Origin of the sequence: Streptomyces fradiae ATCC 10745 = DSM 40063 (assembly GCF_008704425.1) — a bacterium.
GTDB classification, from domain to species: Bacteria; Actinomycetota; Actinomycetes; order Streptomycetales; family Streptomycetaceae; genus Streptomyces; species Streptomyces fradiae.
The window spans coordinates 1,392,405-1,412,601 of the sequence record NZ_CP023696.1 but is presented as its reverse complement, the minus strand read 5'-3'; the positions used below and the strand labels follow the sequence as shown (position 1 = coordinate 1,412,601).

Here is a 20,197-nt window from a genome sequence, read left to right as displayed (position 1 = left end):
CGCCGCCCGGCTCCCCGGCCCCGGCGCCCCCTCGGCCGAAGGCGCGGTACCCCGGTCGGCGGACCGCCGACACGTCCGGACGCACCCGCCCGTGTTCCCCCGCCCGCCTCCGCCCGACCCTCCGCGCGGCAGGACCGGCCGCCTGGCCGCCCCGCGGCGCCCCCGCCGCCCGGCCCGGCCGCGTCGGCCCCGACCGCCCCACAGGCCGCCGCCCGGGCGGACCGCCAGGGCCCGGCAGCGTGGCACCCCACGGCCGGCACCCGACGGCCGCGCCGAGCCCGCCCGGCCCCACCACCCTCCCGCCGACCGCCCCCGACCGCCACCGCCCTCCCGCCGACCGCCCCCGACCGCCCCCGTCCGCGGCCTCCCCGGACCGCGCCCCGCCGCCCGTTCCGCCCGGCGGACCGCCCCCCGCCCGGACCGTCCGGTCCGCCCGCGCCCCGTCCCGGAGCCCTGCCGAGGTGGCGCCCGCCCGGCCCCGCCCGGGGTCCCGCAGAAGCACGCGCCAGGCCCGCGCAAGGGGCCGCGAACCCCCGCCTGGGCGGCGGGGCCACCGGCCGGTCCGGCCCCCCGCGGCCGGCCCCGGCCCGGCCCTCTGATCGTTTCCGCAGGTCAGGTTAGGTTTCCCTAAGTGACGCACGGCACCGGCGGGCCCTCGGGGCGCGGCTTGTCACCCTCTCCGGAATTACGCAACAATGGCGTTGTGAAAAACGTCGGTGAGACTTCCGCGGCTCCAGGAGAGGAGCTCGCGACCGGAGAGCGGTCCACCCGCAACCGGGTCGCGCGCTCCATCCTGGACCACGGCCCGTCCACCGTGGCGGAGCTCGCCCAGCGGCTCGGCCTCACCCAGGCCGCCGTGCGCCGTCACCTCGACGCGCTCGTCGCCGACGACGTGGTCGCCCCGCGCGAGCAGCGCGTCTACGGCGCCCGCACCCGCGGCCGCCCCGCCAAGGTCTTCGCGCTGACCGACTGCGGCCGGGACGCCTTCGACCAGTCGTACGACACCCTCGCGGTGGACGCCCTGCGCTGGATCGAGCAGAACGCCGGGGGAGAGGCCGCCGTCGCGGCCTTCGCGCGCGACCGGGTGGAGGCGCAGGCGGAGGCGTACCGCGCGGCCGTCGAGGCGGCGCCGCCCCAGCGGCGCGCCGAGGCGCTGGCCAGGGCGCTGAGCGCGGACGGGTACGCTGCGACGGCGCGCGAGGCGCCGGTGGGGCAGGTCGGCCAGCAGCTGTGCCAGCACCACTGCCCGGTCGCCCACGTCGCGGAGCGCTACCCGCAGCTCTGCGAGGCGGAGACGGAGATCTTCTCCCGCCTCCTCGGGACGCACGTCCAGCGCCTGGCCACCATCGCGCACGGCGACGGGGTCTGCACGACGTTCATCCCGCACAGCCACCCGAAACACCCCGAGAACCCTTCATCACCATCCGCAAGCACGGCCGGGAGGAACCCCGCATGACCACCGAGATCAGCCACCCCGAGCTCGAGGGCCTGGGTCGGTACGAATATGGCTGGGCCGACCCGGACGCGGCCGGTGCCGTCGCCAAGCGCGGACTGAACGAGGACGTCGTCCGCGACATCTCCGCGAAGAAGAACGAGCCCGAGTGGATGCTGAAGCTGCGGCTGAAGGGTCTGCGCCTGTTCGACAAGAAGCCCATGCCGACCTGGGGCTCCGACCTCTCCGGCATCGACTTCGACAACATCAAGTACTTCGTCCGGTCCACCGAGAAGCAGGCCGCCTCCTGGGAGGACCTGCCCGAGGACATCAAGAACACGTACGACAAGCTCGGCATCCCCGAGGCGGAGAAGCAGCGCCTCGTCGCCGGTGTCGCCGCGCAGTACGAGTCCGAGGTCGTGTACCACCAGATCCGCGAGGACCTGGAGTCGCAGGGCGTCATCTTCCTCGACACGGACACCGCCCTCAAGGAGCACCCGGAGCTCTTCCAGGAGTACTTCGGCACGGTGATCCCGGTCGGCGACAACAAGTTCGCCTCGCTGAACACGGCCGTGTGGTCCGGCGGCTCCTTCATCTACGTGCCGAAGGGCGTGCACGTCGACATCCCGCTCCAGGCATACTTCCGGATCAACACCGAGAACATGGGCCAGTTCGAGCGGACGCTGATCATCGTCGACGAGGACGCCTACGTCCACTACGTCGAGGGCTGCACCGCGCCGATCTACTCCTCCGACTCGCTGCACAGCGCCGTCGTGGAGATCATCGTCAAGAAGGGCGCCCGCTGCCGCTACACGACCATCCAGAACTGGTCGAACAACGTCTACAACCTGGTCACCAAGCGCGCCGTGGCCTACGAGGGCGCGACCATGGAGTGGGTCGACGGCAACATCGGCTCCAAGGTCACCATGAAGTACCCGGCCGTCTACCTGATGGGCGAGCACGCCAAGGGCGAGACGCTCTCCATCGCCTTCGCGGGCGAGGGCCAGCACCAGGACGCCGGCGCCAAGATGGTCCACATGGCGCCGAACACCTCCTCCAACATCGTCTCCAAGTCGGTGGCGCGGGGCGGCGGCCGCACCTCCTACCGCGGCCTCATCGAGATCGGCGAGGGCGCCCCGGGCTCCAAGTCCAACGTCCTGTGCGACGCGCTGCTGGTCGACACGATCTCCCGCTCCGACACGTACCCGTACGTTGACGTGCGCGAGGACGACGTCTCCATGGGCCACGAGGCCACGGTCTCCAAGGTCTCCGAGGACCAGCTCTTCTACCTGATGAGCCGCGGCCTCTCCGAGGACGAGGCCATGGCGATGATCGTGCGCGGCTTCGTCGAGCCGATCGCCAAGGAGCTGCCGATGGAGTACGCCCTGGAGCTCAACCGGCTGATCGAGCTGCAGATGGAGGGCTCGGTCGGCTGACCCCGGCTAGGACCCGCACGACCCGACGACGTACGCACGTAGGAAGAGAAACCACGACAGCCATGGCTGAGAACATCCCGGTGGGTTCGACCACCGCCGGCTCCATCGCGGTGGCGGCCGAGTCGACCGTCGCCACCCGCATGAGCGCCCCCCCGTCCTTCGACGTCGCGGACTTCCCCGTCCCGCACGGCCGCGAGGAGGAGTGGCGGTTCACGCCGCTGGAGCGACTGCGCGGGCTGCACGACGGCACCGCCGCCGCCACCGGTGAAGGGGTACGCGTCGACGTGACGGCGCCCGACGCCGTCACCGTCGAGACCGTCGGCCGCGACGACACCCGCCTCGGCCGCGCGGGCAAGCCGGTCGACCGGGTCGCGGCGCAGGCGTACACCTCGTTCGAGAAGGCCACGGTCGTCACCGTGCCCAAGGAGGCCGCGCTCTCCGAGCCCGTCCGCATCGCCGTGCACGGGCAGGGCGGCACCGCCTTCGGTCACCTCGTCGTCGAGCTCGGCGCGTTCGCCGAGGCCGTCGTGGTCCTCGACCACACCGGCGACGCCGTCCTCGCCGCCAACGTCGAGTACGTCCTCGGCGACGGCGCCAAGCTGACCGTCGTCTCCGTCCAGGACTGGGGCGACAAGGCCGTCCACGTGGCGCAGCACAACGCGCTCGTCGGCCGCGACGCCTCCTTCAAGTCCGTCGTCGTCACCTTCGGCGGGGACCTCGTCCGCGTCCACCCGCGCGTCGCGTACGCCGGCACGGGCGGCGAGGCCGAGCTGTTCGGCCTGTACTTCACCGACGCGGGCCAGCACCAGGAGCACCGCCTCCTGGTCGACCACAACACCCCGCACTGCACCTCGAACGTCGTCTACAAGGGCGCCCTCCAGGGCGAGTCGGCGCACGCCGTGTGGATCGGCGACGTCCTCATCCAGGCCGCCGCCGAGGGCACCGACACCTACGAGATGAACCGCAACCTCGTCCTCACGGACGGCGCCCGCGTCGACTCGGTGCCGAACCTGGAGATCGAGACCGGCGAGATCGCCGGGGCCGGCCACGCCTCCGCGACCGGCCGCTTCGACGACGAGCAGCTGTTCTACCTGATGGCCCGCGGCATCCCGGAGACCGAGGCCCGCCGCCTCGTCGTCCGCGGCTTCTTCGCCGAGCTGGTCCAGCAGATCGGCCTCGCCGACGTCGAGGCGCGGCTCATCGAGAAGATCGAGGCGGAACTGGAGGCGTCGGTCTGATGGCCTTCGTCCGCGTCTGCGGCCTGAGCGAGCTGACGGAGGACACCCCCAAGCGGGTGGAGATCGACGGCACGCCGGTCTCCGTCGTCCTCACCGAGGGGGAGGTGTTCGCGATCCACGACATCTGCTCGCACGCGAACGTCTCGCTCTCCGAGGGCGAGGTCGACGGCTGCGCCATCGAGTGCTGGCTGCACGGCTCCAGCTTCGACCTCCGTACCGGCAAGCCGTCCGGCCTCCCCGCGACGCGCCCCGTCCCCGTATACCCCGTAAAGACCGAAGGGGACGATGTGCTCGTCTCCGTCACCCAGGAGTCCTGAGTCACCCATGGCAACGCTTGAAATCCGCGACCTGCACGTCTCCGTCGAGGCCGACAACGCCACGAAGGAAATCCTCAAGGGCGTCGACCTGACCGTGAAGCAGGGCGAGACCCACGCCATCATGGGCCCCAACGGCTCCGGCAAGTCCACCCTCGCCTACTCCCTCGCCGGCCACCCGAAGTACACGGTCACCGGCGGCACCGTCACCCTCGACGGCGAGGACGTCCTGGAGATGTCCGTCGACGAGCGGGCCCGCGCCGGCGTCTTCCTCGCCATGCAGTACCCGGTCGAGGTCCCCGGCGTCTCCGTCTCCAACTTCCTGCGCACCTCCGCCACCGCCGTCCGCGGCGAGGCCCCCAAGCTGCGCACCTGGGTGAAGGAGGTCAAGGAGGCCATGGAGCGCCTCAACATGGACCCGTCCTTCGCCGAGCGGAACGTGAACGAGGGCTTCTCCGGCGGTGAGAAGAAGCGCCACGAGATCCTCCAGCTCGAACTGCTCAAGCCGAAGATCGCGGTGCTGGACGAGACCGACTCCGGCCTCGACGTGGACGCCCTGCGCATCGTCTCCGAGGGCGTCAACCGCGTCCGCGAGTCCGGCGAGGTCGGCACCCTGCTGATCACCCACTACACGCGCATCCTGCGCTACATCAAGCCCGACCACGTGCACGTCTTCGCGGGCGGCCGGATCGTCGAGTCGGGCGGCCCCGAGCTGGCGGACAAGCTGGAGTCCGAGGGCTACGAGGCGTACACGAAGGGCGGCGCATCCCTGTGACACAGCTTCCGGGCCTCCTCGACACCGAGGCGATCCGCAAGGACTTCCCGATCCTGGACCGCGTCCTCCACGACGGCAAGAAGCTCGTCTACCTGGACAACGCGGCGACGTCCCAGACGCCGCGCCAGGTGCTCGACGTGCTCAACGAGTACTACGAGCAGCACAACGCCAACGTCCACCGTGGTGTGCACGTCCTCGCCGAGGAGGCCACGGAGCTGTACGAGGGTGCCCGCGACAAGGTGGCGGCCTTCGTCAACGCGCCCAGCCGCGACGAGGTGATCTTCACCAAGAACGCCTCGGAGTCGCTGAACCTCGTGGCGAACATGCTGGGCTGGGCCGACGAGCCGTACCGCGTGGACGCCGACACCGAGATCGTCATCACGGAGATGGAGCACCACTCCAACATCGTGCCGTGGCAGCTGCTCGCGCAGCGCACCGGCGCGAAGCTGAAGTGGTTCGGGCTCACCGACGACGGCCGCCTCGACCTGTCCCGGATCGACGAGGTCATCACGCCGAAGACGAAGATCGTCTCCTTCGTGCTGGTCTCCAACATCCTCGGCACCTACAACCCGGTCGAGGCCATCGTGCGCCGCGCCCAGGAGGTCGGCGCGCTGGTCTGCGTCGACGCCTCCCAGGCCGCCCCGCACATGGCGCTGGACGTGCAGGCCCTCCAGGCCGACTTCGTGGCCTTCACCGGCCACAAGATGTGCGGCCCGACCGGCATCGGCGTGCTGTGGGGCCGCCAGGAGCTGCTGGAGGACCTCCCGCCGTTCCTCGGCGGCGGCGAGATGATCGAGACCGTCTCGATGAGCTCCTCCACGTACGCCCCCGCGCCCCACAAGTTCGAGGCGGGGACGCCGCCGATCGCCCAGGCCGTCGGCCTCGGCGCGGCGGTGGACTACCTGTCCTCCATCGGCATGGACCGGATCGCCGCCCATGAGCACGCGCTCACCGAGTACGCGATCCGGCGCCTGGCGGACGTCCCCGGCGTGCGGATCATCGGCCCCACCACGGCGGAGGACCGGGGCGCCGCGATCTCCTTCACGCTCGGCGACATCCACCCCCACGACGTGGGCCAGGTCCTCGACGAGCAGGGCATCGCGGTCCGGGTCGGCCACCACTGCGCCCGGCCCGTCTGCCTGCGGTACGGAATTCCGGCGACCACGCGGGCGTCGTTCTATCTGTACTCCACGCCCGCCGAGGTCGACGCCCTGGTGGACGGGCTGGAGCACGTCCGCAACTTCTTCGGATGAGGGGCTGACCGACTCGTGAAGCTGGATTCGATGTACCAGGACGTCATCCTGGACCACTACAAGCACCCGCACGGGCGGGGCTTGCGGCCGGGCGACGCCGAGGTGCACCACGTCAACCCGACGTGCGGTGACGAGATCACGCTCCGCGTGAAGTACGACGGCTCCCGCGTGGCGGACGTGTCGTACGAGGGGCAGGGCTGCTCCATCAGCCAGGCCTCCGCCTCCGTACTCAACGAGCTCCTGGTGGGCAAGGAGCTGGAGGAGGCGCGGCGGATCCAGGGCACGTTCCTGGAGCTGATGCAGTCCAAGGGCCGGATCGAGCCCGACGACGCGATGGAGGAGCTGCTGGAGGACGCGGTCGCGTTCGCCGGCGTCTCCAAGTACCCGGCCCGGGTGAAGTGCGCGCTGCTGAGCTGGATGGCGTGGAAGGACGCGACCGCCCAGGCCCTGGGCGAGGAGTCCGCGAAGGCGGAGGGAAAGACGGCATGAGCGAGAACGAGACGGTCACGGTGAAGCCCGCCTCCGAGGACGAGATCCGCGAGGCGCTGTACGACGTGGTCGACCCCGAGCTGGGGATCGACGTGGTCAACCTGGGCCTCATCTACGGCATCCACGTGGACGACTCCAACGTGGCCACGCTGGACATGACGCTGACGTCGGCGGCCTGCCCGCTGACCGACGTCATCGAGGACCAGGCGAAGGCGGCGACGGACGGCATCGTCAACGAGCTGAAGATCAACTGGGTCTGGATGCCGCCGTGGGGTCCGGACAAGATCACGGACGACGGGCGCGAGCAGCTCCGCGCGCTCGGCTTCAACGTCTGAGGACCGCGAGGTCCGGGCCCGGCGGCTCCCGCCCGGCCCAGGCCCAGGCCCACGGCAACGGCCACGCCCCGACGGGGCGTGGCCGTCGCCGTGTCCGCCGGCCGTTCTCCGGCCGCTTCCCCGGCCGGTCCTCTACCGGCGTCGGCCGGTCATGCCCGGTGGGCCGGTGCGCCGTGGTACGGCGGCCAGGGGTCGCGCGCGGCGGCCTCGGCCAGCGACCGGGCGAGGTCCTCGGTGCGGATGCGCCGGTCGACGTAGAGCAGGGCGTGCACCAGGGGGGAGAACGGCGCCGTCACGGCCTGCGCCACGACCGTCCCGACCAGGCTGAAGGCCAGGGCGACGGCCACGGCGGTCAGGACGGGCGCCAGGTCCGTCCCGTCCGGGCCGTCGGACGGGAAGGCCGCCGGCACGGCGCCGAGGAACTGGAAGGGCAGCTGCAGCAGCCACGTCGCGAACGCGGCGATGACGCCCGCCAGCAGCGCGATGCCGAAGACCCGCCACCAGGCGCCGCGCACCAGCCGGGCGGAGCGGCGCAGCGCGGCCACCGGGCCCAGCCCCTCGAAGACCACGGCGGCCGGGGCCAGACTGAACCGCACCCACAGCCAGATCCCCGCCAGGCCGAGGCCCAGGCCGCCCAGCAGCCCCACCGGGGCCAGCCAGCCCGGCGGGAGGAGAGGCAGCTCGGGGGCGTCGGGCGACGAGGAGAACGCGATGCCCAGCAGCGCCAGCCAGCCGAGGACGAGCAGACCGAACACCGGGACGACGGTGGCCAGGGCGACGAGGAGGTTGCCGCCCGCCACGGCCCACACCCGCGACCACGCCTGGCGCCACACGGTGCCGAACGGCACGGTCCGGCCCAGCACCGCGCCCCGGAGCACGGCCGCGGCGGCCGCCTGGACGAGGCTCGTGCCCAGCAGCAACAGCAGGCTCATGCCCGACCAGAGCGCGCCGAGGCCGAGGAGGAACGACCTCACCGTGTCCGTGCCGGGCGGCGTGCTCCGCGCCTCCAGCTCCAGCACGGCCTCCTCGAAGCCCTGGTAGCCGGTGAACAGCACCACCCCGCCGAGCAGCCCCAGGAAGCCGAAGACCAGCAGGGACACCCCCAGCAGCTGCTTCCACGCGCGGCCGAGCGCGGCGAACGCGCCGCCGAGGACGTCGCCCGCGCCCAGCGGTGCCAGCGGGATCACGCCCGGCTTCGGCGGGCGCGGCGCGCCCCACCCCCAGCCCCCCGGGGGCGGCCCCGCCCACGGCGCACCGGCCCCGGCCGGGGGACCGTACGGGACGGCCCCCGGGACGTGCGGGAGGGCCCCCGGGGCGTACGGGCCGGTGGGTCCGGCGGGTCCGGTGGGTCCGGCGGGTCCGGCCGTGGGGCTGGTGGGGCCGGCCTGGGGGTTCGGCTCGGCCGCGGGACCGGTCGGGGCGGCGCCCGGCGCGGGGCCGGGGCCGGAGCCGCCGCCGGGACCGGGGCCGGCGGGCTCGCCGGGCGGCTCGTGCCTGCCGCTGTCGTGCGTCATCTGCGGTGTACTCCCGGAGGGAAGGCCAGGTGGGTGAACCGGGACACGGTAGCCGGGGCTCCCGGCGGGTTCGGCGGGCGGGTGTGCCGGGCGCGGCCGGGGCGGGTCGGGGGCGGCGCTCACGAGAGGCGCGGCCGGAAGCGCGGCCGGAGCGGGGCGCGGGAGGGCGCCTACGGGAAGCGCGTGCGGCTCGGCGGCGGCCTCCCGGGCGCGTCCCGCAGGCGTGCGCAGGCGCGCGTCCGGTTCGGGGCCTTCCGGGGCCGGGGCGGCCGGCCGCATGAGACCGGTTCGCGGCGGCGGCGCCCGTGCGGCTAGGTTCGGGGCATGACTTCTGCACCTCGCACCACCGGAGCCGTGGCCGCCGGCCTCGCCACCGTCGCCGGCGACGGCACCGTTCTGGACACCTGGTTCCCCGCGCCCGAGCTGACCGAGGAGGCCGGGCCCGCCGGGACCGAGCGGCTCACCCCCGACCAGGCCGTGAACCTCCTGGGGGAGGGCGCCGCCAAGGCCCTCGGCGTCGACGCCCGGCGCGGCGTCGAGGTCGTCGCCGTACGCACGTCCATCGCGTCGCTGGACGACAAGCCGCTCGACGCGCACGACGCCTACCTGCGGCTGCACCTGCTCAGCCACCGGCTCGTCAAGCCGCACGGCCAGAACCTCGACGGCGTCTTCGGCCTCCTGGCCAACGTCGCCTGGACCTCGCTCGGCCCCGTCGCCGTCGACGACGTCGAGCGGGTCCGCCTCAACGCCCGCGCGGAGGGCCTGCACCTCCAGGTCACCAGCGTGGACAAGTTCCCGCGCATGACCGACTACGTCGTCCCGAAGGGCGTGCGCATCGCGGACGCCGACCGCGTCCGGCTCGGCGCGCACCTCGCCGCCGGCACGACCGTCATGCACGAGGGCTTCGTCAACTTCAACGCGGGCACGCTCGGCACCTCCATGGTCGAGGGCCGCATCTCCGCCGGCGTGGTCATCGGCGACGGCTCCGACATCGGCGGCGGCGCCTCCACCATGGGCACCCTGTCGGGCGGCGGCAACGTCGTCATCTCGGTCGGCGAGCGCTGCCTGATCGGCGCCGAGGCGGGTGTCGGCATCGCGCTGGGCGACGAGTGCGTCGTCGAGGCCGGCCTGTACATCACCGCGGGTACGCGGGTCACCATGCCGGACGGGCAGGTCGTGAAGGCCCGCGAGCTGTCCGGCGCGTCGAACATCCTCTTCCGCCGCAACTCGGTCACCGGCACGGTCGAGGCCCGCCCGAACAACGCCGTCTGGGGCGGCCTCAACGACATCCTGCACAGCCACAACTGACGCCCCCGCGCCGCGACGCGTGCCCCGTCCCCGCCACGCGGCGGGGACGGGGCACGCGCGCGTCCACGGGCGTCGGGCGCGCAACGGGACACGCCGCGCGGAAGGGTGAAAGACCGTGACCTCTGGGCCGTCCGGGCGATGGACAGGGGGACGCAGGGTGACATCGGACGGCAAGGCGAGGGATTCAGATGAAGATCACCAGGACCGCTGTGCTCGTGGGGCTGCTCGCCGCGGCGGGGGTGTTCGGCGCCGGAGCCGCACACGCGGACGAGAGCAACAACCAGGCGCACAACGGGCCGCGGGTCGGGCTGATCAACGCCGGTCAGATCGACGACCCCATGGAGGACGTGCTGGAGCACGTGGCGGTCCTCGGGCGCAACGTCATCGTCGGCTGACCAGTTCCGCGAGCGCCCCGCGCAGCCCGTCGACCGCGTCCCGGCCGGCGGGCTGCAGCGGTTCGCGCGGGGGGCCCGCGTCCACCAGGGCCTTCGCGGTGACCGCGCCCGGCAGGCCGGACGCCGTCATCAGCTCCGTCAGCGCCAGCAGACGCCCGTTCAGCCGGGCCGCCTCGGCCGTGGCGCCCGCGTCGTACGCGTCGACGACCGCCCTGACCTCGGCGGGCGCCGCGTTCGCGACCGTGCTGACGAAGCCGGCGCCGCCCAGCGCGCACAGCGGCAGGTTCAGCTCCTCGCAGCCCGAGTAGACGGCCAGCGGGGTGCGGGCGAGGAGCCCGGTCGTGCCCAGCACGTCGTAGGCGCAGTCCTTCACGGCCACGATCCGCGGGTGCTCGGCGAGCCGCGCCATCGTGTCCGGCTCGATCCGGACGGCCGTGCGGCCCGGGATGTCGTACAGCATCACCGGCAGCCCCGTCGCGTCCGCCACCCGCCGGAAGTGCGCCTCCAGGGCGGCCTGCGGCGGGCGGCTGTAGTAGGGCGGCGCCACCAGCAGCCCGTCGGCGCCCGCCGCCTCCGCCTGCCGGGCCAGCGCGACCGTGTGCGCCGTGTCGGCGGTGCCGACGCCCGCGACGAGCGGTACCGAAGGGCCGACCGCGGCCCGGACGGCGGCGATCAGCTCCCGCTTCTCCGCGTCCGACGTGGTGGGGGACTCGCCGGTGGTGCCATTCAGGACCAGCCCGTCGCAGCCGCGCGCCACCAGCCCCGCCGCGAGGGCCGCGGCCCGGTCCCGGTCGAGGGCGGCGCCGTCGGGCGTGAACGGCGTGACCATGGCGCACAGGGCGCGGCCGAAGGGGCGGTGCGGCGTCGTGTCGTGGTCCGTCATGCCCGGCAGTCTTGCCCTCGGGGACGTCGTAGGTCTACTTAGACCTTCTTGCGCTGTCGGTCAAGCCGTGCTTCAACGTGGCATGGCGCCGACCCGTCTGGGTACTCGGGGGACTCCCGTACGTGAACGAGGAGGGAGGCGACCGCCGTGGCGTACCGAACCGCGGAACCGTCGGTCGGCGAGCTGGTCAAGCGCGCCTCGGAGCAACTCACCGACCTGGTCAAGGCCGAGCTGCGCACCGCCCAGGCGGAGCTGGCGCAGAAGGGCAGGCGAGCCGGGGTCGGCGGCGGGCTCATCGGGGGCGCCACCGCCGTCGCCTACGTCGGCCTCATGGCGCTCGCCGGGACCTGCGTGGCGCTGCTCGCCCTGGTCCTGGAGGTGTGGGCGGCCGCCCTCATCGTGACCGGGGCGCTGTTCGTCGTCGCCGCCGTCCTGGGCCTCGCCGGGCGCGCGCAGATGCGCCGCGCCGTACCGCCGCTGCCCGAGCGGGCCATCGACGGGATGCGCTCCGACCTGGACGAGATCAAGGAGAGGGTCCACCGATGACACGGCCGGACGAACTGCGCCTCGAAGCGGCGCGCAAACGGCAGGAGCTGGTCGAGACGATCGACCAGCTGATGGCGAAGACGGACCTGCGGGCCCGCGCCGCCCGCGTCGACCGGCGCCCGGTGGTGGCGGCGTCGGCGGGCACCGCCGCGCTGGCCGTGCTCGGCGTGGTGCTGGCGGCCCGCCGCCGCGCCCGCCTCCACGTCCGCGTCCCCGACCGGGCGGCCCGCGCCCACGCGCTGTCCTGCGCCGCCCGCACGCACGCCCGCCGGGCGCGGGGACGGGCGCTCGCGCGGGGGCGCGCGGGATGCGGGCGCCGGGGAAGCGGCCGGACGGGAGGGAGCAAGCGATGAGCGCGAAGAAGCCGCCGATGCCCCGGTCGAAGTCGAAGCGGAAGCAGAGCCTCGTCTACCGGCCGGTGGGGCTGCTCCTCGGCCTGGCGGGCGGCGCCGCCGCGAGCGCCCTGTTCAGCCAGGCGTGGAAGGCCGTCGGCCGGGGCAGCGACGCGCCCGACGCGCTCGACGAGGACCGCACCTGGCGGGAGATCCTGCTGGCCGCGGCCCTCCAGGGTGCGATCTTCGCGGCGGTGCGGGCCGCCGTCGACCGGGGCGGCGCCGTCGGCGTACGACGGCTCACGGGCACGTGGCCCGGCGGTTCCTGATCCGGGGCTTGACCTCGAGTCCGCTTGAGCTTCCAGGATGGGGTGTGCCCGGCCGGGCCACGGGGGTCCGGCCGGGCACCCGTCCGAGGAGGCACCCTGATGACCCGCACGACCCGCACGACCCGCCCGAGCGCGTACGCCCGGCCCCACGCCCGCCCCGACCTCACCCGCCCCGGCGTCGGCCTCGTCAAGGCGAGCACCTGGCGCGTGGGCACCCCCGAGCGGCAGCGGGCGGCCCTCGACGCCATCGCCCGCACCTGGGAGAGCCGGCCCTGGCCGACCGAGGGCCTGCTGTCGTACACCGTCCATCCGGGCGAGGACGGCGACACCCTCCTGCACTACTCGCAGTGGCGCTCCGAGGAGGACTACCGGGAGCTGGTGCGCACCGAGCGCGCCACGCGGAACGCGGAGATCGACGCGGCGGTGCCCGGCATCGAGCGGGTCGCCCTCCACTCCTACGAGCCGTACCGCAGCCGCGTGCCCGGCGAGGGCGACGGGCGGGTGCCGGGGTGCGTGGTCACCGTCGAGGTGGAGTTCGACGGGCCGGACCCGGCGCGTCGGCGCGGCTGGGTGGACGCCGTGCTCGAGGCGCTCGACAGTGATCCGGCGCCACCTCCGGGAGGTGTCTCCGGCCACTTCCACCTCGGGCTGGACGGCGCCCGCGTCCTCAACTACGCCGAGTGGGAGAGCGCCGCCGCCCACGAGGCCGCCCTGGCCGCGCCCGGCGACGGCGTCGGGGCGCCGACCTCCCAGTGGCGGAGGGTGCGGGAGTACCCCGGGCTGGTGCGCAGCACGGTGCGCCGCCACACGCCCGGACTGAGCCTCGGCCCGGACGTGTAGCGGCGGCCGCCGGGACCCTACGGGCGGAAGCGCAGGACCTGCGGGTCGTGGTCGCTGACCTGGTCCGCGAACTCCGCGTTGATGTGCACGCTGTCGTACGCGAAGCGGCGGATGCCGGGGCTGGTCAGGATCTGGTCCAGCACCTGGCTGTTGCCCTGGAAGACGTACGAGTAGCGCTCGGAGCGCGGCAGGCTCGTGACGGCCGCGCGCAGGGCGCCGCCGTCGGTGAGCGCCCTGGTCGTGGCGGAGAACTCGAAGTCGTTGATGTCGCCGAGCACCACGACGTCGGCGTCGCGCTGCACGGCGAGGACGTCCTTGACGAAGGTGTTGACGACCTTCGCCTGCCGCAGGCGCTGCACCTCGGAGGAACGGTTCGGCGGCTGCCGGTGGGAGACGAGCGACTCGTCGCCGCCCTTGGAGCCGAAGTGGTTCGCGACGACGATGACCGTGCGGCCGCGGAAGACGAACTCGCCGGCCAGCGGCTTGCGGCTGTTCTCCCAGGCGGCGTCGGCCGGGGCGATCCGGCCGGGGGAGAGGGTCAGCGCCGCCTTGCCGCGCTGCCTGACGACACCGGTCGCCGTGGTGGCGTCGCCGCCCGGCCGGTCGGTGAAGGACACGCGCTGCGGGTTGAAGAGGAAGACCTGGCGGATGTTGCCGCCGGGCTCCCCGCCGTCCTTCTTGTCCTCCGGGTCCACGGACCGCCAGTCGTACGCGGGGCCGCCCGCGGCGACGATCGCGTCCGTGAACCTCCGCAGGGTCTCCCCGGCGGCGACCGTGCCGTCGTCCTTCGCGCCGTTGTCGTCCTGGATCTCCTCCAGGGCCACGATGTCGGGCGACGCCAGGTTCTCCACGACGGCCCGGGCCAGCGCGTCGAACTTCTCCTGGGGGTCGGTCGGGTCCAGGTTCTCCACGTTGTACGTGGCGACGGCGAGCTCGCCGGGGCGCTGGGCACGGGTCTTCTCCCGCTCCAGGCCGCGGTCCTGGACGGTGCCGAGGGTGCGCGCGGCGAGCGTGTAGCCGCCGTACTGGTCGAAGTCGAGCGGGCCCTCGGTCGTGCCGGTCAGCACGTCCCCGACGTTCGCGGTCGGGAAGGGCCGCTCGGTGAGCGGGGCGAGCGACTTGACCTTGAGCCGACCGGTGTTCTGCGCGGTGTACGAGCCGTAGACCGTGCCGCCCCGGCGGTTGGGGTTCTCGCCCGGCTTGACGGTCACCCACAGCTCGGCGTGCCGGGTGCTGGGGCCGACGACCCGCGAGGGGCCGACGCGGACGTTGGCGCCCTCCAGCGACTCGTAGTAGTCCAGGGCGTACGAACCGGGCCTGAGCGGGAGGTCGTTGACGGAGCCGCCCTTGGCCGGGTCGCCCTCGGGTGCGTACGCGCCGGGCACGGTCCCCGCGCTGATCGTCACCGGCGCGGGCACCGGGTTGCCGGAGGAGACGACCGTGACGGCCGGCCTGGAGATCTGGGTGAGCGACTGGTTGCCGGAGTTCGGCCCGCCGGGGACGTACTCGGTGACCGTGCCCGACACCTTGACGGCGTCGCCGACGGAGACGGCCGGCGCGGAGCCGGTGAAGACGAAGAGGCCCTCGCTGGTGGCCGGGTCGCCGTCCCCCCGCGGGTCCTGGAACCAGAAGCCGCGCGAGCCGTACGCGCGTACACCGGTGACGACGCCGGTGACGTCCGCGACCTGCCGGCCGGCGAGCGGGGATATGCGCGTGGTGCCCTGGATGTCGTGGATGCGGACGCCGTCGGTCGTGTCCGCCGCCGAGGTGGTGGCGCCGGCGAGCAGACCGGCGGCCAGTGCGGCGGTGACGACCGCCGAGACCGCGGCGGTTCTCGGCACGGAGGAAGCCATGGAGGAACTCCAAGAGGTGGTGGGAGGTGAGGGTGCGTGAAAGTGGCCGGAAAGCTGCGACGGCCGCTCTACGCGCGTCAATCTCTTGGGTGGACGGGGCAGTTGTCAAGGGCCTCCGGGTGGACGCCGTCCGGCCGACGCGTGAACGTCCGGAGCGCCCGCGGGTGCGTCTACGCTGGAGGCGGCCCGGACCCGCGCCGCGGCGGCCCGGCCCGCGCGGCCGTCCGGCGCGCCCGCCGCCGCCCGTCCCGAGGAGAGACCGCCGATGCCCTCAGCCCGCCCGCCCCTGCCTCCCGTGCGGCTCCGCCCGGACGCCGCGCTGGCCAGGGCCGCGCTGGCCGCCCCGGTGCTGGCGCGCGCCGTCCGGCTGGCCCGCTGGGCCGGCCCGGGGCGTCCGGCCGGAGCGGGCGGCGAACTGGCCGGTGCCGAACTGGCCGCGGCCGTCGAGGTCCTGGGTCTGGCGGGGCACGAGGACGGCGAGGCGCGGGCGCGCCGGGCCTGGCGGGCCGCGCTCGGCGCGGGCCTGGTGGAGGTCCGCGGGGGGCTGCCCGGGGCGGGCGCGGGGGGTGTCGTCGCGGCCGGGGAGGCGCTGCCGCTGGTGACCCGCGGCGGTCCGCGCGACGTGCTCGGTCTGTGGTCGGACGCCCTGGAGGCGGTGTGCGCCGAGACGCCCGCCCCGGCCGGGCGGGGCGGCGTCCCGCGTGCGGGGGCCGCCGGGCCGGACCCGCGTGCCGGGGCCGCCGGGCCGGACCCGCGTGCCGGGGCCGCGTTCCTCGACGAGGTGCTGGCCGCCCTCTATCGGCTGACGGTCTCGGAGAACGGCCCCGGCGGCTCCGGCGGCGGACCGGTGCCGCTGCCGGCGCTCGCCGCGTCCGTCATCGTCCCGGACGGCATGGGCGAGCCCACCGACGACGTGCTGGAGCAGGTCTCGGGCGCCATGACGCACCTCGACGGCTGCTTCCGGGCCCTGGCGGAGACCGGGCTGGTCGAGTACCGGCCCGTCGACCGGGCGCTGCTGGCCGACGAGGCCCCCGAGGAGCCCGAGCCCGGCGAGCTGGACGAGGACGACGTGGCGCGGTACGGGATGGTGCGGCTCACCCCGCTCGGCCTGTACGGGCTGCGCCGGCGGCTGTCGGCCTCGGGCGTGTCCGCCCCCGCGGTCGGGGACCTCGCGGGGCGGGACGCCGGTGAACTGCTGGCGGCGGTCGGCGGCTACCCGCCGCAGGCCGCGCGCGCCGAGACCGGGCGGTGGCTCGCCGGGCGCGATCCGCTCGACGCCGCCCGCGCGCTGCTCGCCGCGGCGAAGGGCGCCGACTCCGGCTCGCCGCTGCGCCGCCTCCACTGCCAGCAGGCGCTCGCCCTGGTGGGCGACGGGGCCGAGCCCGCCGTGCGCGAGGTGCTGGACGACCCCGAACTGGGCGGCCTGGCTCGGGTGTGGCTGGCGGAGCGGGGCGCCGCCGACGTGCCGCCGCCGCCCGAGCCGATGGTCTTCTGGCTGGCCGTCGACACCATCGCCGCCCACCTCGACGCGGACGGCGACCCGGACGCGCTGCGGGACCTGGTGGAGGGGCTGGCGGGGCGGCACGGCGGGTTCTTCGACCAGGTGTGGCGGGTGGAGCACCCGTCGACGCCGGAGGTGCTGGAGGCGGTGGGGCGTCTGCACCGCGACCGGCGGGTCGCCAAGGACGCCCGGAAGGCCGCCTTCAGGGCCCGCTCGCGGGTGGGCGCCCGAGCCTGAGCCGGCGGGCCTCCCGCACGGGTCGATCCGCCCCGGTACGGGTGCCGGGCTGCGGCCTCCCGTACGGGCTGAGCCTGCGGGCCTCTTCGCACGGGCTCGGGGTGAGGGCGGTTTTCGGCCATGCGGGTGTCCCGGAAGGTACGGACCGGGTTCAGCCGCCGTTCAGCCCGGGGGGCCAGCGTGGGCGGGCACACCCAGGACGGACACAGGAGCCCCCGTATGTCGCTCAGCCGCAGAGAGTTCACCGCCGCCACCGGCGCCGCCCTCGCCCTCACCGGCGCGGTGGGCGCCCTCGGCACCGCGCCCGGCGCCGTCGCCGCGCCCCCGGAGCGGGGCGGCGGCTTCGGGTACGGCCCGCTGCTGGACGACCCGGCGGGGGTGCTGGCCCTGCCGGCCGGCTTCTCGTACCGCGTCCTCACCCGCAGCGGCGTCACGCGCCTGGAGAGCGGTGAGTTCACGCCGGAGCGGCACGACGGCACGGCCGCCTTCCCCGGCCCGCGCGGTGTCACCCTGCTGGTCAACAACCACGAGCTGAAGGGGCCGCGCGCCAAGTGGCGCCACCCCGTGCCGCTCGCCGAGGGGCTGGTCTACGACCCCGCGGCGGCCGGCGGCTGCACCGTCGTCGAGGCGCACCGGGACGGGACCACCGCCGAATGGGTGGGCATCGCGGGCACCTCCACCAACTGCGCGGGCGGCGCCACCTCCTGGGGCACCTGGCTCACCTGCGAGGAGAACTCCGACCGCGCCGGCGAGAACGGCATGACCAAGGACCACGGCTACGTCTTCGAGGTCGACCCCCACGACCGGCGCGCCAACCGGGACCCGAAGCCGATCAAGGCGTTCGGCCGGTTCGACCACGAGGCGGTCGTCATCGACCCCCGGCGCGGGCACGCCTACCTGACGGAGGACGACTCCTCGCCCAACGGCCTGTTCTACCGCTGGGTGCCGCCGCAGGGCTTCCGGCACGGCCGGGGCCGGCTGCGCACGCTCGCGGACGACGCCGGCGTCCTGCAGGCGCCGCGCTGCTTCGACGCGTCCGGCCGGTTCGTGGACGACCTCTCCCGCGCGACCCGCACCGGCACCGTGTACGGCGTCGACTGGGTGGACGTGCCCGACCGGGACGCCCGCACGGTGGCCGTGCGCGAGCAGTTCGGGGACGGCGACATCACGCGGGCCCGGAAGCTGGAGGGCATGTGGTGGGCCGACGGCGGCGCCTACCTCGTCTCCTCGTTCGCCCGTGCGGAGAGCCCGGGCGCCCCGCACGACGGGCAGGTGTGGTTCTACGACCCCAAGCGCCGCACCCTCACGCTGAAGGTGCTGCTCGGCGTCAATGCCGCGCCCGACCAGGACGGCGCCTTCGACGGGCCGGACAACATCACCGTCTCGCCGTACGGCGGGCTGGTCATCGCCGAGGACGGCGACGGCATCCAGCACCTCTTCGGCGCGACGGACTCCGGGCGGACGTACCCGATCGCCCGCAACGACCTCAACGACTCCGAGTTCGCCGGGGTCGTCTTCTCGCCGGACGGGCGGACGCTGTACGCCAACATCCAGCAGCCGGGCCTGCTGCTCGCCATCACCGGCCCCTGGCACCGCGCCCCGCGGCGCTGAACCGCCACCCGCGGGGCGCCCCCGCCCCGCGGGGCGCCGCCGGCCTCGCGGGTGGCCGCGTTCGACGCACGCCCCGCCCGAGGCTCCGGGCGGGGCGTGCGTCGTCGCCGCGGTCGTCAGAGGGCCGCCGCCGCCGGGCGGACCATGTCGCGGACGGTGCGGGCCTTGACGAAGGAGCCCATCGCCGTCATCTCCCACTCGCCGGAGAACTGGCGGATCAGCTTGCACATCATCAGATGTCGCGCCCAGTGGGGCGGTTGACCTGCTGCTACCCGGCCCTGCCATGATCGACTGGGGAAACAGTGGGAAACGGCGGCATCCAGAGCCCGCCCGCGGCCCGATGGAAGGACTCCCACCGCTCCTGCTGCGACTCCATGATGCCAGCTTCCATCTTCGGCGTCAGGTTGCTGTACAGGCCCTTGACGCCGGCCACCTCGTGGCCCATCCGCGTCTCCACCGCGACCTCGGAGTGCCCGTCCTCGTCCAGGCACTCCTTCATCCAGTGGCGCAAGCGGTAGATGGGCAGGCCTTCGAACTGCTCCACCGCCGGGATGGCCGGCCGAGCGTAGTCACGGCGCGCCTCCCGTGCCGGCGAGCCGTCCCGGATCGGAGCCCAGTAGTCCCGGTCGAAGCGCGCGCCCAGGAGGTCGCCGCCGTTCATGGCGGGGAACACCCAGGGCGACTCGTGCGACGCGGCCAGGTGGGCGTGCATGTCGCTGAGGAAGGGCGGCAGGACCAGCGTCCTGTGCGACAGGTACTTCGGATCGGTGAGGCGCTTCTTGCCGTCCACCCACTGCAGCTGATGCTCGACCCGCACGGCTGGCATCTTCGCGTACCGCTCCTCGGATTCCTCACGCCGATCGCGGTCCGGGTCCGAGGCGGGCCACGCAGGATGGCAGAACGACTTCTGCAAGCCGTACATCTCACCTGGCCGCATGCCGGTGAACGCGGCATGCCAGATGTAGACCCACCCCGTGTAGCCCCACACCACGTAGGCGTTCACAGCCAGCTGATAGACCGGCGCCATGGTCAGGGGGCGCTTCTTCTTCTGCGTCTTCTTCACGTACTTGCCGCGGCGGGGCGTGGCCGGAGGGATCGGCACGTCCTGCCGGTACCGGTAGCGCTGCACCGCGTCGGACATGAGCATCCCGAAGACCATGAGGACGTCGTCGACGTAGGTGCGCGACAGTTCGCCCGCCTCAACGCGCCTGTTGAGCCTGTTCTTCCAGGTGACGTAGTCCTCGGTGGTGATCTCCCCGACCCGGCGGCGTCCCCAGTGCGGGTCCAACTGCGCCCGGATCATGGAGCGGTACGTCTTGATGGACTCCGGCCGCAGGTCCTGATCAGGCAGCCACTTCGGCAGGCTGTAGTCCTTGAACAGGATGTCGCCGCGGCTCTTGGGGACGTGCTTGGCGTGCCGCACGTCGTGCTCACGGTCGAGCCCGTAGTCGTAGGCGATGTCGTAGTCGTCGAAGCCGGATTGGCTCTCATACTTCTTCTTGCCGTTGTCGAGGTACTCGCCGGCCCACCACTTGACCCGGTACTTGTAGCCGCGCTGCTCCACGTAGGGCATGAG

The 20,197-nt window shown here is 73.9% G+C and carries 20 protein-coding genes; 16 read left to right on the top strand and 4 right to left on the bottom strand.

The annotated features are described in order from the left end of the window. The first annotated feature begins 703 nt into the window (after positions 1-703). The 8 genes from CP974_RS06310 to CP974_RS06275 all read left to right on the top strand — a co-directional run bounded on the left by CP974_RS06310 (position 704) and on the right by CP974_RS06275 (position 7,272). Positions 704-1,456 carry a helix-turn-helix transcriptional regulator gene (locus CP974_RS06310; RefSeq protein WP_031131708.1) on the top strand — a complete coding sequence of 251 codons (753 nt, stop codon included), beginning with the start codon at positions 704-706 and terminating at the stop codon, positions 1,454-1,456. Next, entirely contained in the window at positions 1,453-2,868 is a 1,416-nt protein-coding gene (gene sufB, locus CP974_RS06305; protein WP_031131709.1) for a Fe-S cluster assembly protein SufB, read from the top strand. Before CP974_RS06310 ends, sufB begins: the two co-directional genes overlap by 4 nt. 62 nt (positions 2,869-2,930) lie before the next feature. Next, complete coding sequence (gene sufD, locus CP974_RS06300) at positions 2,931-4,106, top strand: Fe-S cluster assembly protein SufD (RefSeq protein ID WP_031131711.1); 1,176 nt, start codon at positions 2,931-2,933, stop codon at positions 4,104-4,106. Beyond that, on the top strand, positions 4,106-4,423 hold the full coding sequence (locus CP974_RS06295; protein ID WP_031131713.1) for a non-heme iron oxygenase ferredoxin subunit: 318 nt from the start codon (positions 4,106-4,108) through the stop codon (positions 4,421-4,423). The genes sufD and CP974_RS06295 overlap by 1 nt, the downstream gene beginning before the upstream one ends. A gap of 7 nt (positions 4,424-4,430) precedes the next feature. Further along, on the top strand, positions 4,431-5,195 hold the full coding sequence (gene sufC / locus CP974_RS06290; RefSeq protein ID WP_031131715.1) for a Fe-S cluster assembly ATPase SufC: 765 nt from the start codon (positions 4,431-4,433) through the stop codon (positions 5,193-5,195). After that, complete coding sequence (locus CP974_RS06285; protein ID WP_031131717.1) at positions 5,192-6,448, top strand: cysteine desulfurase; 1,257 nt, start codon at positions 5,192-5,194, stop codon at positions 6,446-6,448. Before sufC ends, CP974_RS06285 begins: the two co-directional genes overlap by 4 nt. A gap of 15 nt (positions 6,449-6,463) precedes the next feature. After that, entirely contained in the window at positions 6,464-6,937 is a 474-nt protein-coding gene (gene sufU, locus CP974_RS06280; RefSeq protein ID WP_031131719.1) for a Fe-S cluster assembly sulfur transfer protein SufU, read from the top strand. Further along, on the top strand, positions 6,934-7,272 hold the full coding sequence (locus CP974_RS06275; RefSeq protein ID WP_031131721.1) for a metal-sulfur cluster assembly factor: 339 nt from the start codon (positions 6,934-6,936) through the stop codon (positions 7,270-7,272). The genes sufU and CP974_RS06275 overlap by 4 nt, the downstream gene beginning before the upstream one ends. A gap of 149 nt (positions 7,273-7,421) precedes the next feature. Here the strand turns inward: CP974_RS06275 and CP974_RS06270 are convergent, their stop codons facing one another. Next, complete coding sequence (locus tag CP974_RS06270; protein ID WP_031131723.1) at positions 7,422-8,459, bottom strand: DUF7847 domain-containing protein; 1,038 nt, start codon at positions 8,457-8,459, stop codon at positions 7,422-7,424. A 651-nt stretch (positions 8,460-9,110) separates the two neighbouring features. On the opposite strand from CP974_RS06270, the gene dapD reads away from it, so the two are divergent. Continuing rightward, entirely contained in the window at positions 9,111-10,094 is a 984-nt protein-coding gene (dapD, locus tag CP974_RS06260) for a 2,3,4,5-tetrahydropyridine-2,6-dicarboxylate N-succinyltransferase (RefSeq protein WP_031131725.1), read from the top strand. Between the two features lie 188 nt (positions 10,095-10,282). Continuing rightward, complete coding sequence (locus CP974_RS06255) at positions 10,283-10,489, top strand: hypothetical protein (RefSeq protein WP_031131727.1); 207 nt, start codon at positions 10,283-10,285, stop codon at positions 10,487-10,489. Here CP974_RS06255 and dapA read toward each other — a convergent pair. Then, entirely contained in the window at positions 10,476-11,372 is an 897-nt protein-coding gene (gene dapA, locus CP974_RS06250; RefSeq protein WP_031131729.1) for a 4-hydroxy-tetrahydrodipicolinate synthase, read from the bottom strand. The two genes, CP974_RS06255 and dapA, sit on opposite strands and share 14 nt — an antisense overlap. A 147-nt stretch (positions 11,373-11,519) precedes the next feature. Here dapA and CP974_RS06245 point away from each other — a divergent pair, with 147 nt between their 5' ends. The 4 genes from CP974_RS06245 to CP974_RS06230 all read left to right on the top strand — a co-directional run bounded on the left by CP974_RS06245 (position 11,520) and on the right by CP974_RS06230 (position 13,419). Beyond that, complete coding sequence (locus CP974_RS06245) at positions 11,520-11,918, top strand: phage holin family protein (RefSeq protein ID WP_031131731.1); 399 nt, start codon at positions 11,520-11,522, stop codon at positions 11,916-11,918. Then, the gene (locus CP974_RS06240) at positions 11,915-12,271 is read left to right on the top strand and encodes a hypothetical protein (RefSeq protein ID WP_031131732.1); all 357 of its coding nucleotides are present in this window, start codon (positions 11,915-11,917) and stop codon (positions 12,269-12,271) included. The genes CP974_RS06245 and CP974_RS06240 overlap by 4 nt, the downstream gene beginning before the upstream one ends. Further along, positions 12,268-12,579: a DUF4235 domain-containing protein gene (locus CP974_RS06235; RefSeq protein ID WP_078915600.1), complete on the top strand. Its 312-nt coding sequence runs from the start codon at positions 12,268-12,270 to the stop codon at positions 12,577-12,579. Before CP974_RS06240 ends, CP974_RS06235 begins: the two co-directional genes overlap by 4 nt. A 99-nt stretch (positions 12,580-12,678) precedes the next feature. Continuing rightward, positions 12,679-13,419 (top strand): antibiotic biosynthesis monooxygenase, encoded by a 741-nt coding sequence (locus CP974_RS06230; RefSeq protein ID WP_031131736.1) that lies wholly within the window; start codon positions 12,679-12,681, stop codon positions 13,417-13,419. A 17-nt stretch (positions 13,420-13,436) separates the two neighbouring features. Here CP974_RS06230 and CP974_RS06225 read toward each other — a convergent pair whose 3' ends face one another. Continuing rightward, the gene (locus tag CP974_RS06225) at positions 13,437-15,272 is read right to left on the bottom strand and encodes a DUF8508 domain-containing protein (RefSeq protein WP_031131738.1); all 1,836 of its coding nucleotides are present in this window, start codon (positions 15,270-15,272) and stop codon (positions 13,437-13,439) included. Positions 15,273-15,537: 265 nt separating this feature from the next. Here CP974_RS06225 and CP974_RS06220 point away from each other — a divergent pair, with 265 nt between their 5' ends. Then, complete coding sequence (locus CP974_RS06220; RefSeq protein WP_031131740.1) at positions 15,538-17,010, top strand: hypothetical protein; 1,473 nt, start codon at positions 15,538-15,540, stop codon at positions 17,008-17,010. A gap of 219 nt (positions 17,011-17,229) precedes the next feature. Further along, positions 17,230-18,621 carry an alkaline phosphatase PhoX gene (locus CP974_RS06215; protein ID WP_031131741.1) on the top strand — a complete coding sequence of 464 codons (1,392 nt, stop codon included), beginning with the start codon at positions 17,230-17,232 and terminating at the stop codon, positions 18,619-18,621. A gap of 268 nt (positions 18,622-18,889) precedes the next feature. On the opposite strand, the gene CP974_RS06205 is transcribed toward CP974_RS06215, so the two are convergent. Beyond that, positions 18,890-20,194 (bottom strand): site-specific integrase, encoded by a 1,305-nt coding sequence (locus tag CP974_RS06205; RefSeq protein WP_085921481.1) that lies wholly within the window; start codon positions 20,192-20,194, stop codon positions 18,890-18,892. Positions 20,195-20,197 lie beyond the last annotated feature (3 nt).